The 14,645-nt window shown below is 38.8% G+C and carries 12 protein-coding genes; 11 read left to right on the top strand and 1 reads right to left on the bottom strand.

Translation table 11 applies throughout. The features are described from left to right. Positions 1–2: 2 nt before the first annotated feature. The 10 genes from EHQ70_RS17680 to EHQ70_RS17635 all read left to right on the top strand — a co-directional run bounded on the left by EHQ70_RS17680 (position 3) and on the right by EHQ70_RS17635 (position 11,051). A complete protein-coding gene (locus EHQ70_RS17680) occupies positions 3–1,973 on the top strand; it encodes a hypothetical protein (protein ID WP_135588662.1) in 1,971 nt (656 codons plus the stop codon). Further along, positions 1,970–2,938 (top strand): tryptophan--tRNA ligase, encoded by a 969-nt coding sequence (gene trpS, locus EHQ70_RS17675; RefSeq protein ID WP_135588660.1) that lies wholly within the window; start codon positions 1,970–1,972, stop codon positions 2,936–2,938. The genes EHQ70_RS17680 and trpS overlap by 4 nt, the downstream gene beginning before the upstream one ends. Positions 2,939–2,981: 43 nt before the next feature. Then, on the top strand, positions 2,982–4,811 hold the full coding sequence (locus tag EHQ70_RS17670) for a ComEC/Rec2 family competence protein (protein WP_135588658.1): 1,830 nt from the start codon (positions 2,982–2,984) through the stop codon (positions 4,809–4,811). Then, the gene (gene rsmA / locus EHQ70_RS17665; RefSeq protein WP_135588656.1) at positions 4,765–5,643 is read left to right on the top strand and encodes a 16S rRNA (adenine(1518)-N(6)/adenine(1519)-N(6))-dimethyltransferase RsmA; all 879 of its coding nucleotides are present in this window, start codon (positions 4,765–4,767) and stop codon (positions 5,641–5,643) included. The genes EHQ70_RS17670 and rsmA overlap by 47 nt, the downstream gene beginning before the upstream one ends. Positions 5,644–5,662: 19 nt before the next feature. Further along, the gene (locus tag EHQ70_RS17660) at positions 5,663–6,904 is read left to right on the top strand and encodes a sterol desaturase family protein (protein ID WP_135588654.1); all 1,242 of its coding nucleotides are present in this window, start codon (positions 5,663–5,665) and stop codon (positions 6,902–6,904) included. A 252-nt stretch (positions 6,905–7,156) separates the two neighbouring features. Continuing rightward, complete coding sequence (locus tag EHQ70_RS17655) at positions 7,157–7,942, top strand: M23 family metallopeptidase (RefSeq protein ID WP_135588652.1); 786 nt, start codon at positions 7,157–7,159, stop codon at positions 7,940–7,942. Positions 7,943–7,948: 6 nt separating this feature from the next. Further along, positions 7,949–8,776 carry an HAD family hydrolase gene (locus tag EHQ70_RS17650; RefSeq protein ID WP_135588650.1) on the top strand — a complete coding sequence of 276 codons (828 nt, stop codon included), beginning with the start codon at positions 7,949–7,951 and terminating at the stop codon, positions 8,774–8,776. Continuing rightward, positions 8,773–9,459 carry a 16S rRNA (cytidine(1402)-2'-O)-methyltransferase gene (gene rsmI, locus EHQ70_RS17645; protein ID WP_135588648.1) on the top strand — a complete coding sequence of 229 codons (687 nt, stop codon included), beginning with the start codon at positions 8,773–8,775 and terminating at the stop codon, positions 9,457–9,459. The genes EHQ70_RS17650 and rsmI overlap by 4 nt, the downstream gene beginning before the upstream one ends. 39 nt (positions 9,460–9,498) lie before the next feature. Continuing rightward, positions 9,499–10,122 (top strand): helix-turn-helix domain-containing protein, encoded by a 624-nt coding sequence (locus EHQ70_RS17640; RefSeq protein WP_135588646.1) that lies wholly within the window; start codon positions 9,499–9,501, stop codon positions 10,120–10,122. Between the two features lie 2 nt (positions 10,123–10,124). Beyond that, positions 10,125–11,051: a 50S ribosomal protein L11 methyltransferase gene (locus EHQ70_RS17635; protein ID WP_135588644.1), complete on the top strand. Its 927-nt coding sequence runs from the start codon at positions 10,125–10,127 to the stop codon at positions 11,049–11,051. Here EHQ70_RS17635 and EHQ70_RS17630 read toward each other — a convergent pair. Continuing rightward, the gene (locus tag EHQ70_RS17630; protein WP_135588642.1) at positions 11,048–13,162 is read right to left on the bottom strand and encodes a 7TM diverse intracellular signaling domain-containing protein; all 2,115 of its coding nucleotides are present in this window, start codon (positions 13,160–13,162) and stop codon (positions 11,048–11,050) included. The genes EHQ70_RS17635 and EHQ70_RS17630 overlap by 4 nt on opposite strands. 104 nt (positions 13,163–13,266) lie before the next feature. Here EHQ70_RS17630 and EHQ70_RS17625 point away from each other — a divergent pair, with 104 nt between their 5' ends. Next, positions 13,267–14,643: a flavin monoamine oxidase family protein gene (locus EHQ70_RS17625; protein ID WP_135588640.1), complete on the top strand. Its 1,377-nt coding sequence runs from the start codon at positions 13,267–13,269 to the stop codon at positions 14,641–14,643. Positions 14,644–14,645 lie beyond the last annotated feature (2 nt).

Below are 14,645 nucleotides of genomic sequence, written 5' to 3'. Positions count from 1 at the left end.
TTGTGACTCCAGTCTCACGTACAGAAGCACATAGGGTATTCGCCGACTTGTACCGTAAAACGCGGACACCGGAACACCAACAGCTCATCGATGAGGCTATCTTAAAATCAAACGACGTCTTCATTCGTATTGACCTCATCCGAAAAGTGGATGAAGATTTTGAAAACAAAAACAAACCAAAAAAAGAAGACAGCCGCGATCGAGGACTTCCCGAAAGAGAACAACCAAAAAGAGAAATCATTTCTCGCACCAATACTCCAGAACCTAAACCAAAACGTTCTAGTGACTTAGTCACAATCGATAGTGCCAAACAAAAACAAAACCCCGCAAAAAAAAGGGCCATCGAACAAAGACAAGGTGGTGGTTTACTTGCGGGATTATTTGGTGGTGGAGCAGGAAATCCAAACAACTCTATCGGTAAATTTGGAAAAGATACAGGAACCATCGACATTGGACTTTTTGGTAGGAACCCTACTATCTCGAATAATGTGGAAAAGATTTTTCGTGGACTGAAAGAAGATGTCCTCATCCCAACCATTCAAGCTCTCCGTGTATCAGAACAACAAGGTTGGAGGATTTGGACTCCGCTTGTTTATAATATCATCAATAATTTTAATAAGTTTTTTAATTCTTTTGCATCCCTTGATGCCCTTATCTTAGATAAAATTTCCGCAGATATTTTCTTAGAACGTTCTCTCAAAATGCAGATGTTTTATGTGCGTTTTTTACAAAGAGATGATGCAAAAGATATCATTTTATCCAATTTACCCGACATAGTCAAGATGGATGAAAAACTCACACCAAAACTAAACAAAATTATGGAAGGTGTGAACTATGCTCTCAACTTAGAGAACAACAAACCCAGGTTAACTGATGCTATTACTGCCTTTTATATTGTTGCTAAGAAAAAAATGTATACTTGGCCAGAGATCGTAGCTGATTTACGAGTACCGGCCATCCAAGAACATAAATTCCAAGCAGCTCGTGAAATCCAAAAAGAAGTGGAGATCACTGTTGCTAAAATTTCTGACGATATCAATACCAGATCTTTCAAAAAAGAAGAACTAACGAATTTACGGACTCGTTATTTCTCTATTGATGACAAAGGAAAAATCAGTTTTGATTTTTTGAATGTTGTTGTGGATGATTTTATGGCACACCATATGCCAGAATCGGCAAAAAGCCAAACAGTCAAAAATAGTTACAAATCACAACCGCATAGACTCGTTTATCTTTTGTTACGTGATTTACAAACAGTATATATCAACTTAATTGAAGGATATGTCCGCCTTGGTGATAAAAACCAAAACCAAGAACTCCTTCTCATCCAACCAGGACTATTCAGAAATGAAATTGACCAACTCAATTCACTCGTCAGAACCATAGATAATTTTAACAAAAAATTTCCAAGTTTCCAATACAGTTTCCAACAATACGGAATGGATAACAGCACAGGGAATGCAGCCAACGATCAAATTGCAGGAACAATCGTTCTCGCATTACAAGAATCTTCTGAATTTTTCGGAAGTTTTGCAGGCAAACTCAATATCATTGTAGAAAACCATTTGATGGCAAAAGCCACAGAAGCCAAAGGGAAAGTGAACGATAAAATCGTATCTACAAAAGATAAAGTCATTGAAGAAGTTAAAATTGCACAAAGATTCATTCCTCATTCTGAAAAATCCGTTGTGGCCAAAGAACGAATCAATGGAATGAAAGTGGAAGATGTCTTTATACAATTCACAAAGTATTTATACAACTATGCGGTAATCTTCAAAGACCAAGCAACCACATCTAAACTCACAGCTCACCGCAAAATCGAACAAGAACTCATCAAATTAAATAAAGAATACGAAAGACTCACTTACTCGACTTTCAACAAAGAAGGTGGTGAAATTGCGAGTTCGGAATCTTTGGAAAACAAAAACACTTCCGATCCAATTGACCTTTCCGATACAGAAGGAGAATCATGAGAGTCCTTACTGGATTACAACCATCAGGCAAACTTCATTTAGGTAATTATTTTTCTGCGATCAAAAAAATCTTAGACTACCAATCCAAAGAAGAGTTGTTTCTTTTCATCGCAAACTTACATGCACTCACAACATTCCGATCCAAAGAAGAATTAAAAACTTTCACTTTAGAATGTGCGATCGACTTACTTGCACTAGGTGTTGATCCAAAAAAATCTGTATTTTGGGTTCAAAGCGATGTTCCACAAGTGACAGAACTCACTTGGTATCTATCCCAATCCATCACTGTTTCTCAATTACAACTTGCTCATTCCTTTAAAGACAAAGTGGCAAAAGGATTTGTTCCAGGGGCTGGACTTTTTACATATCCCGTACTCATGGCAAGTGACATCTTACTTTTTTCTGCAGAAAAAGTTCCCGTAGGAAAAGACCAAAAACAACATTTAGAATTTGCTCGTGACATCGCAGAAAGATTCAATTCCCAATTTGGACAGGTATTAACAATCCCTGAACCAGATATTGATGAAAACACGGCAATAATACCTGGTGTGGACGGAGCCAAGATGTCCAAGTCTTATCAAAACACCATCGACTTCTTTGGAACAGAAAAAGAAATCAAAAAGAAAGTTATGTCGATTGTGAGCGATTCTCGTGCCATAGAAGAACCAAAAGATCCAGAAACCTCTGTTATCTTTCAAATCCATTCGCTTTTTCTTTCCCAAACGGAAAAAGAATCACAAATTGAAAAATACAAACGAGGTGGAGCCGGATATGGAGATCTCAAAAAAGATCTTCTCGATTCCATTCTAAACCATTTTGCCCCTTTCCGTGTAAAACGCGAAGAACTGACACAAAACTTAGATTATGTGCACCAAGTTCTAAAAGAAGGAAAGGAAAAAGCAAAAGCCGCAGCGGAATCCAAACTAGAAGACGTTCGAAAAACTCTCGGCATCTATCCTTTTTAATTTCTAAAGAACCAAAATCCCTTTTTTTACACCTCTTTCGGTTATGAAACCGGAGATCTACCTACTCCCCAGATCCGATTTCGGTTGGTTCTGTTTGGGAATTTGCAGCACTGCTTTTTTTCTAAAACTCGGGTGTCGTATTCCAGGATTTCATTCTTTTCTAATCCTCATTTCTCTAACTCTACTCATCCTCTATACCATCCTTCCAAAAATCACTTCCCAAAGTAATGACAAAAGAATTTACCTTTGTATTCTTTCCTCTCTCCTATTTTTGTTTTTTGCCAATATCCAGGCGAGTCCACGTCCAAGAACCATAAATCCTCTCTTTCGTTCCTATTTAGAAACCCAAATCCAAAACTCTCCCCTTAGTAAATTTGAATCAAGGATTGTGATGGGTCTAGTTACAGGATCCACCAAAGAAATTCCGCCAAGTTTCAAAGAGATGGCAAAAGAATCAGGCATCTTACATTTGTTTGCTGCTTCAGGTCTCCATTTGGGAATTTTTATTGGTTCTTTACAATTTATTGGAAATCTTTGTTTCTCTAAACAAAAATGGATTTCTCTTTTACTTTCCTTAGGACTCGGTTTCCTCTATTTGTCTGCACTTGATTTTCCCGTTTCATTTTTGCGTGCTTATTTATTTGTTTTTTTATCTCTCACGGCTTCCTTGTTTTATAGAAAAATCGGGCCGGCAGATTTACTAGTGATCTCATCTGCTTCCATTGCGTTTTTTCTATTTTATGATTTTTTAAGCATTGGATTTTTGTTATCTTTTGGGGCAGTATTTGGAATATTTTTTATCAAACCAAGTTTTGATTTTTGTTTTCTTCCCAAATCAAAATCTTTTTTCAAAGAAAACCTTCACTTAACGTTTGCTTGTTCTCTTTGTAGTTTTCCAATCTTAGTGTATTATTTTCGATCTTTTTCTTTTGGAGGGATTGGAATCAATTTTTTGTTAGTCCCTTTGGCAGGAATTCTTTTGCCCACATTGTATTTAAGTTTGTTTTTACAAAGCCTTGTCCCAACATTTTTAATAGAATCCCTTTCTTCTTGGATTTGGGTTCCGGCTTCCTTCGAACTTTCTATCTTTCTAAAACTATTTTCCTCATTGGCATACTACGTGCGAGGTTATCAAACCTGGGCGGTGGTTCCAACAGGACTTTGTATGATTTCCATCCTCCTCATTCTCTGTTTCACTTTTTATCCCAAACTACCGATCCGAAACTGGCCCATCCTGAAAACTTCTCTTTATCTCCTTCCCTGTATGTTTTTTTGTTTTTCGTTTTTCTTTCCCAAAGAGAAATTTCCCGACCTCGAAACCAAACTCCGGAAAGGGAATCTTTCCATTCGTTTGGAGGATCATTTGTATATTTTTGGGACTTGTTATTCCAAAAAACTAACAGAATCCTCTTCCGGTTTTCCCCCACCCAAAAAAATATCTTTCGAATCGGAATCATGTTTATCTGGAATTCTTTCGCAGATGTCAAAACATCAAATAACAGATGTTTTTTGGCATGGGACAAATAAAGATATGGAATGGATCCAAAAATTCCAATTACCGATCAAACCCAAAGAAAAAGAAATTCTCGGGTCAGATATGAATCCTTTATTTTCGATCATTCGTTTTGATGGAAACCCAAAGACCATTGAAAGATTTTTAAAACAAACAAGAGAGGCCGACAAATCCCAAACCAACAGAGATTGGAAAGGAATCCTTCTTTTGGACTTTCCCCCTTGGAAAAAAAAGGAGGCGAAAGAATGGATCCAATACCAAAAACTACTTGGGATTTCTACTGCCTGGAAAATGATACTCGTTGAGGATCATTTTGAAATCCCCTTACGCCACCATCTCCAATATCCAGACCTTCTTTGAAGCCAAGGGAATCCGTGCCCAAAAGAAATTTGGCCAAAACTTCCTCATCGACCAGAACATAGTCAATTTTATTGCAAACTCCGCTGAACACATGTTAATAGATGAATCCATTACGCTCGCGGAAATAGGGATTGGACTCGGAACCTTAACTTATCCCGTTCTCAGTTTGGACAAAAAAACTTTTCTTTTCGAAATCGATCATGCTTACATCCAATTGGCAAAAGATGAAATTTTACCTAAATTTCCAAAAGCTTTGTTATTCGAGGGAGATGCAATAGATAATCTTTTTCATATCTACAAGGAAAAGGTTTTTGTATTTGGAAATTTACCTTACCACCTAACAACAGAAATCATCAACACTCTTGTCATTCATTGTAGAAATTTCCAAGGCGGAATTTTTATGGTGCAAAAGGAATTTGCCGAACGCCTCGTCAAAGAAACCTCCTCCTTATCTGTTTTTCTCTCTGCCTTTTGTGATGTGAAGTATTTGAAAACCGTCCACAAAAACTGTTTTTTTCCCATTCCCAAAATCCATTCGGCCCTCATCCTTTTGAAACCCAAAAGCCAAACAAGACCGAATGAATGGAGACTGGAAACAGAAAGAGAAGTAGAACTCTGGTCACGGATGCTTCGCACACTCTTTTGGGGAAAACGAAAGCAAATCCAAGTGAGCCTAAGAGAATCTCCTTTTTCGGAAGACCCTGTGTTTCGCGAGGCTCTAGGAAAGGCCATCCAGTCAGCAGGAATTCCTCCCACCGCCAGACCAGAAGAATTGAACCGTGAACAATTTCTGACTTTGGGTCAACATTTACTTGACTATTTGTCAAAATGATGGCAAAATTATTCCCGCCATGTTCGAGAATTTTACACCTCCGCCCATAGTCACGTACGCCATCCCCGTATTCTTCTTACTCATTGGAATAGAAGTCTACATCGGATACCGCAAAAACAAAGCCCTCTACCGACTGAACGATTCCATCGCCGACTTAAGTACGGGGATCGTTTCCCAAATTTGGGGCCTTTTCCAAAAAGGGATCGGACTTTTTGCTTATTTTTATATCTACGAACATTTTCGATTTTTTGAATTTGCCCTGACCAACCCCTGGGCTTGGATCCTTTGTATTGTCGGTCAAGATTTTTGTTACTATTGGTCCCACCGTTTGGCCCACGAAGTCAATATCCTTTGGGCAGGACATGTGATCCACCACCACAGTGAAGAATACAATTTAGTTGTGGCACTCCGCCAAACAGGTCTCGGTGGAATTGTCTCTTGGATTTTCTATGTTCCCTTGGCACTTGTGGGATTCCATCCTTGGATGTATCTTGCCAGCGGACAGATCAACCTGGTCTACCAATTTTGGGTACATACAAAAGCCGTGGGCAAAATTGGAAAGATTGGAGAATACTTACTTTCTACTCCTTCGCACCACCGCGTCCACCATGCGATCAACCCAATCTACATTGATAAAAACCATGGTGGAATCTTCATCATCTTTGACCGAATGTTTGGAACTTTCCGAGAAGAAACAGAACCTTGTGTTTATGGAACGGTAAAACCCCTCCGTAGTTTCAATCCTGTGTATGCGAATGTTCATTATTATTGGGAACTGATCAAACAAGCGGCAAGCGCACCTTATTTCTTAGATAAAATTAAGGTGTTTTTCAAACCACCGGGTTGGTATCCGAGAGAAGGAACCAAACCGGCGGGATTTTTACCGATTCCAGAAGTCAGTCCCGCAACTTTCTATAAGTATGATCCAAAACCTCAGCCAGAAGTCAGAACCTATACCACTACTTGGTTTGTTCTCGTTCTCCTTTTGTCTTTTGCCTTCCTTCTCTTTGTAGCAAAATTCTCAGTGATCTCTCAAATTCTTGTGACCGTATGGGTGACTCTTTCCTTACTTGCTATCAATGCCCTCATTGAAGGAAAGTCTTGGGCGGGAGCGATGGAAATCACTCGACTCCTGTTTGGATTTCTTGTGATTGGATACTTTGATCTGAGTTGGCACTACTATCTGATTGGCATTGTTTGCCTTCTTGTCGCGGGAATCTATCTCTACCGAACAAGCGGACAAAAAGCCCAGGCCGCCTGATCCAAATTTAAAAATCAGAACCGAACCAAATCACCTCCTATCAGAAACTTTCTGGTAGGAATTTGCAAACAACCTCCCTAAACAGCGTTCTCTAATCATTTTCCCAAAAGAAAAAAGAATGACCTGAAAACCACTCCCAATGTTATGTCACATAAATGCCATGATTGGGGCGGATTCGCCGATGGTTCCCCTTGACCGGAAGGGGGGTCGTGAGAATTTGGCATTGCACCATAGTTTTTGAGGCGAAATGAGATGAAGCGAAACCGAAGTTACTATATCATTCTAGTCCTGATCCTGTTTGTAGTGACCTACTCCGCATATGCGGCCTACCAGAAGCAAAAAAATGGTCCTGTTTTTTTGGACAACCATGTATTCCAACGTTATAACGAGCAGTGGGGTCTTTGGGTAGACCTAAACACCGAGAAAAAAAGCCTTCTCGAGAAAGCATCCGAGTTTGGGATCCTTGCCCAAGAGGTGATGGAGATCAACCAGCTGACAGAAGCAGATCTCAAACGTTTGAAACGCCCCATTTTCTTTCCTTATTCTTCCGAATACATGCGGGGGCTCCAAGAAAAAGAGCTCTTTCGCGAAACAGTCGAATCTCCCATCGACCAATTCATTTGGCCTGTTCTACCCAATAATAAATCTCGTATTTCTTCTCGAATTGGAAGGCGTTGGAACACCTGGCATACGGGTCTCGACATCGCCATTCCTAAATATTCCATCGTTCTTGCCGCTGCTGATGGAGTGGTCGAAGAATCAGGCCGCAGTGGTGACTATGGTTTGGCTGTCAAAATTTACCACCATGACATGAACCATTTCCATACCGTTTACGGACACAACCAAGAATTACTCGTAAGACCAGGGGATGTAGTTCGTAAGGGACAAATCATTGCTCTCTCAGGAAATACTGGAAAGTCTACTGGCCCCCATGTCCATTTTGAAGTCCGATTTCATAATGTGTATCTCAATCCAGAAAACTTTCTTACCCCTTATGAAGAAGGAGTTGCCACAAGCGTCGTTGGATTTGCAGACTAAGTATTAGTGACTAACCTGACAAAGAACAGTTGGACGGATGAAATTTTCAACCGTCTGACAACCATCATACCCAAAGCGCCAGGCATCGCCTGTTTTGATTTCGATAACACCCTCATCCGCAACGACTTCGGCGAAAAAATCATGGACGAACTCCTCAGAGATGGACTCGTTTACGTAAAAAAAGACTTATCTGATTTTTTCCGTGATAAAGAAACTTGGAAAGACCATTCCAAACTAGACTCCGCCGAAAAAGAAAGATTGGTTTGGGAAGAATACACTTACCAATTAAAAGAATACGGAATCGAAAGAGGATACCGTTGGACTAGTTTTATCTTTGAGGGCATGGACCAAAAAGAATACTACGAAGTGTCTAGACGTGCATGGGATCGAGTGAACGTTCCTGATAAAGAATCTGGTGTCTTTCCTCAAGTGGAAATGAAAGACCTTATCTCTTATTTAAACTACCACCGGTGGACTGTTTATATTGTGACTGCTTCCCCTGAACCGGGGATTGCAGCCATTGCCCATTTTTTTCCTGTAGAAGAATCCAAGGTAATTGGGATGAGACAAGAGTTAGGTGAAAATGGGAAATACACCCACAGACTTATTGAACCTTATACTTATGGTGAAGGTAAAGTGAAAGCCATCGAAGAAAGAATTGGAGTGTATCCAGACCTTGCCTTCGGCGATTCCTTTAATGACTATCCAATGCTTTGTCAGGCCAAACAAATGGCTGTTGCTATCAATCGCGACAATCCAGAGTTCGCTTCTGCTTGTGCCGCCAAAGGAATTTATATCCAACCCTACTTTACCTTTCCTCCAGTACTGACATGAACCGACTCTATTTAGTATCCAATTCCATTGGAAATGATGAAGACATTCCTCCTCGCACCAAAACCTTGTTAGAGGAAGCCGAGTGGATCATTGGGGAAGAACAAAGAACTACCTCCACTTTTTTAAAAAAGTTAGGAATCACAAAACCCTTTGATCTATTAAATGAACATACATCCAGAGAAGAAATGGATGAAATTGGAATGAAACTGGCGACCACCAAAAGAACCTGTCTGATTTCTGATTCAGGAAGTCCTGGCTTGGAAGATCCAGGGAAATGGCTTGTCCCTCTGGCTTGGGAGATGGGAGTGGAAGTGCGTTCGGCTCCTGGACCCACTGCCCTCATTGCAGCCCTCACAAGTTCCGGATTTGCCACCTCCCCTTTTCTTTTTTTGGGTTTTTTGCCCCGCGAAGAAAAAGAAAGAGAACGAACTCTGAAACAATACATTGGTCTCGGGATTACCATCGCCTTTTATGAGACACCCTATCGTGCCAAACACTGCCTGGAAACCTTAGCCAAAATCCTACCAGGAGACCGCCAGATTTTTCTAGCTCTAGGAATTTCCATGGCAAACGAAACGAGCTTCCGAGGTTCCGCCAAAGAGATCCATAAAAAGTTTCCCCCTGGCCTAAAACTCCCTCCCGTCTTTGTGATTGAAGAGAAAAAAGAAAGGTTCAAACGATAGTTTCTTGACAGTACCTCTGTTATATTGGACGCTTGGACAATGGTAAGTAAAGTAGAGCAACCGAGTGACGGAATAGAACAATTAATTTCAGAATCTGGCGATTATATAACAGATGTCGTCAAAGAAAATCTGAAACTCATACGTCATACAAAAGGTTTTTCTTTGGACAAACTCGCAAATCGATGTGGTGTGAGCCGCGCGATGTTATCGCAAATTGAACAAGGCAAATCAGTCCCAACAATTTCGGTATTATGGAAAATTGCAAACGGACTCAACGTTCCCTTTTCAGAACTTTTGAAAGAAAAAAACCAAGATGGAATCCATATCCTCAAAGTAGAAAACTCAAAAGTTCTATATTCCAACTCCAAGGTTTTTGCAAGCCGAGCCCTTTTCCCTTTTCTTGGAAATCGTAAAACTGAGTTTTATGAACTGGTATTAAAACCAGGTGGACATGAAGTTGCGGAACCACACAAAACAGGAACTACTGAAAACCTAGTTGTTGTTTCCGGCAAACTACGATTACGCGTTGGCGAAAAGGTTGTGGAACTCGAACCAAAAGATTCTGTATTTTTTAAAGCTGATGTTTCGCATGAGTATTCCAATCCAACAGACCAAGAAACTCTAATGTATCTTGTAATGGATTATACGGACGAAATAGGTTAAGATTGGAATACAGAGAACTCAAAGTCAATCTACCAAAAGAATTATCTGACAGTTTTTATGAACTGTTGGATACACTACAATGCGCTGGTTATTATGAAATTTTATTTGATGGAGAAGCTCCAAAAGAAAAAGACCAGGGCCTCATCAGAGATAATACCAACATTCGAATTTATTTACAAACAGATGAAATAAACAAAGAACTACAAGTTCTTATCTTTTTAAAAATCCACGCACCAGACAATTCGAACGCCGAATCTCGAAATATTGAAACTCGTGATTATGAAGAGGCTTACAAAGAATACTATAAACCATTTCCAATTGGAAAAAAACTTTGGGTGATTCCTACTTGGGAAAAAAACGAACCCAATACAATCAAACTTTGGAAACCAAACGAAGGAATTCCACTTTTCATCAATCCTGGTGTTGCCTTTGGAACCGGTCATCATGAGACCACCAAACTTATATTAGAGTATTTGGATGAATTGTACGGAAAAGGTGAGTTCCAGTTTTCCTCAGCCTGCGATGTGGGAACGGGTTCTGGTATCCTTTCTATAGGCCTCGCAAAATTTGGAGTTTCCAAAATTTTTGCTTTGGACATTGATCCCAATGCTGTGAAAGCCGCTTGGTCGAACTGGACTGAAAACGAATACCCAAAAGGATTTCAATTTAGTGTAGAAGAATCAGGGATTGACAATCCAAAGTTGTCAAATACCAAATATGATTTAGCCATTGCCAATATTACTTATGCTGTTCTTTCACAAAACATTCGTAACCTAGCAAAAATAGAAGCTCCTAGAATTATATTTTCCGGAATCATTACGGATAAAAAAGACCAGTTCCTTAGTTTATTACAAAGCCACCTACCAGGAAAACTCATCTACTCCAAAGAATGGAATGAATGGTGGGTACTAGATTGGATTCGAAACTAATCTTTATTTAAATACTTAATCAAACTAACTTGGTTTCCACGATCGTTGTATTCGATACGGTCAAACACAGATTTTGTCATTAGAATTCCACGTCCATGTTGTACATGGGCTTCGTTCATTTCTTCCAAAGATTTTTCCATATGTTTTTTGTGATCGAATCCTCGGCCTTCATCTGTGACTCGATAAGCAACATATTCATGTGTAAATGAATATTCGATTTTTACTCGTTTTTGACTGTATCTCGGATCCTCTTGTCGTTTTTGTAAAAACTCCAAATAATTCCCATCGATGAGAGCTTTCGATTTTTCATCAAAACTAATATTTAAATTTCCATGTTCCACTGCATTGATCACAATTTCCCGAATGGAAGATCTGACCTCTGTTTGTTCTATCGTAGTTAAATACTTAGCAAGTTGTGAAGTAATCTTTTGAGAAACAAGTTCAGCATTTCTCAGATAATTATTCATCGAAAGTTCGATTTTTTCAGATTCAATGAGTTGGATGATTGTGTCTTCATACTGAGATGACATGGTCACAAGGACTTCTCTTGTTTCGTCAAAGTCAATGTACTGCAATCGACAATACATCTCTTTTGGTTCTTTTACATATTTTTGTTCAAATTCAGTTTTGAAATTAATGATAGATCCAGTCATTTTCAGATCAGTGAGTTTATCGTTTACATAAATAACATTATAATCTGACTTTTGATCCTTACCGGTATACAATAAGTCTGTGATTTTTTTACCACGTAAATCATCCAATCGAAATCCCATATGTTTAGATAAAGCTCTATTTGCATTGATGACTTCAAAATTTTCATTCATCATCAGAATGACTTCATCAGATCCTTGAAAAATTTCTCGAAATCTTTTTTCTGATTCTTCAATTTTTAATTTTGCATGAGAAAGTTCACGAATATTATCCCTTAAACTTCTTGTGAGGAAGTTGATTCTATCGGCAAGTCCCAAAGATAACAATATGGTTTGTAAAGCAGTTCCAATTTGAATGGTCCAACGAGTGATTTGGTTATCAGGTAAAAAACCCAAACTCTTTAAAGAATACAACAAAACACCTAATAGAAAAAATGACCATGAGATCAAATAATAACGAGCCGCGCGGACATTCGTAAAATAAGTAGATACCGCGCTAAACGCAATGATAAGAGCCGTCGGAACAGTAAGAAAAATAGCTGTGACCATTGCAATACGGTAATGCAAAAAAAACAGAACCCCTGAAAATAAAAAAACAATCCCTGCCCATACCCACATTAGTTTTGAAATTTTAGGTAAGTGTTTTTTTAAATTAAGGTAGTTATCCGTAAAAAAGATCCCAGTGATACAGGAGAAAGAGATAAAAAATGGAAGAGAATAATTTCCCCAAAAAATAGCGTTTGGCCAAAGGTATTGGAAGGCAAAACCGTTATTGATTAAATGGAAAAAGAAAATGGAACTAATAAAAAAAAGATAAAATAGATAACTTTTTTCATACGTAAAAATATAAATAAAAAAGTTATAAGCAACCATCACAAACAAAATCCCATAAAACAATCCAAAGATCATTTGTTCTTTGTTCAGTTGGTCATAAAACTCACGTTCTGTCCATATACCAAGCGTTAGCGGAATTGTTGATTCAGATTGGATTCGTAAATAATAAACGGAACTGGAACTCGGCACAGATTCTAATGGAAAAACGGGATTTCTATAATCCAAATTTCGATTCACAAATGGATGGATGTCCCCTAAGGTGCGAATCAAATTTTTAGGAAGGTTGTTTCCATAAATTTGAATTTCATCTAAGAGCGGAAAATCAAAAACCAAATTCCAACGAATGAGTTCCTCTGTAGGATTTTTGATCTGGATCCGTACCCAAAAAGTTGATTTTGAAAATCCCAAATTGGGTGAGGTGATTTTTTGAAATCGGGAATCATTGGATCCATTGGTGATACTTGATTCAGATAACGACTGGTCTTTGTCCTCTAGAACCAGGACCTCTTGCCAAATGGATTTCCCAGAGACTTCAGCCATTAGGGGAATGACTGTTTCCGAAGACAAAATCTCGGGTAAAAACAGAAAGAAACTTAATAAAAAATATTTTATATGGTGGAAAGACAAAGTTCAAATCTCCCAATTCGCTTAAAAAGACAAAGTTACTAGATTGTATTTTTCTAATTTTTCTAGCCTTTTTTGTTTCCATTGTTAAAATAGGGGAAAGTTCTATGAATCGAAAACGTTTCCTACAAAAACTGAGCGCTGTTACCATCGGGGCAGGGTTAATCCTTCCCAAAAAATCATTCGGACAAACCACAACAATCACGACTGCGGAAACCAAACCAAAGTCCAGCGGTGGAAAAAAAGCCATCGTTTTAGGTGGTGGCCTCTCGGGCCTCTACTCTGCTTACCTTTTAAAACAAACTGGGTATGAGGTTACTGTGATTGAAAGAGGGGAAAAATTAGGTGGAAGGATTGCCACTTATGAAAATTCCGAACTAGGCATCTTACAAGACCTAGGTGGTGAATGGATTGGAGAAGGACAATCTGATGTCAAAAGTTTGATCAAACAACTGAACTTAGATTTAGTTTCTTCTAATGTAACGGAAAGATTTTCCCTTCAAAAATCAAATGCGGATTTACTAAAAATTTCTTCCACTTCCATTGAAACCTTAGACAAAGTGATTGAGCTCCATAAATCGTTGGGGAATACACAAAAACAAGGATTAGACAAAATCAATTTTTCCTCCTACGCACGTTACCAAGGACTAACAGAAGAAGAAATCCGTTCTATGAACGATTTATACCGAGTGATCCTAGGAGCTGACCTAAATCAGATTTCAAGTGAATCAGTACTCGATGATCTTTCTGCATTCCAATCAGCACTCAAACCTAAATTCCAAGTAAGGGGAGGAGCAGAAAGGATCATCAAAGAACTAACAAATGCTCTGCGAAATCAAGAAATCATTTTAGGTGATAGTGTCACCAAAGTTTCTCAACAAAAAAACCAAGTCACGGTAGATTTATCTTCCGGAAGAACGGTGAAAGGTAGTTTGGTTATTTGTTCCTTACCTGCTGCCGCTGTTCTTGATATCAAATGGACTCCAGGTTTACCAAAAGATTTGATTTATTCAGCTCTCCGCATGCAAACAGGAAAAATTTCTAAGAATTTAAGTTTGGTAAAATCCAAGGACTCATTGTCCAAATTCTTTTTATCGACAAACACTCCTGCAGAAACTTTGTATGTTTCAGAACCAGCGATCGGAAACAACGTAACTGCCGTTACATCGATCAGCACGGGAGATCGAGCGTCTTTGTTTGAAAAAGGAAGTGATCGTCAGAAAAAAAATCTAATGACCGCATCTTTAGAAGAGGTGGGCGATTTAGAACTCATCCTCGAATCACCTTTTGTATTCCATAGTTTCCAAAAAACCACTGGACGTCCTGGATTTGTTTCCTTGTTTCCACCAGGAAGTTTTGGAATTAAAGATGTTTGGGCAGAACCATTCGAAAGAGTATTTTTTGCGGGAGAACATTTAGCATTCCATACAGGAAGTATGGATTCTGCTGTTGCCTCCGCAATCCAAGCCATCAGCAGAACGTAAAC

Origin of the sequence: Leptospira congkakensis, assembly GCF_004770265.1 — a bacterium.
Classification (GTDB): Bacteria; Spirochaetota; Leptospiria; order Leptospirales; family Leptospiraceae; genus Leptospira_A; species Leptospira_A congkakensis.
Note: the sequence above shows the minus strand (reverse complement) of the source record. Positions and strands in the feature narration are given on the sequence as shown.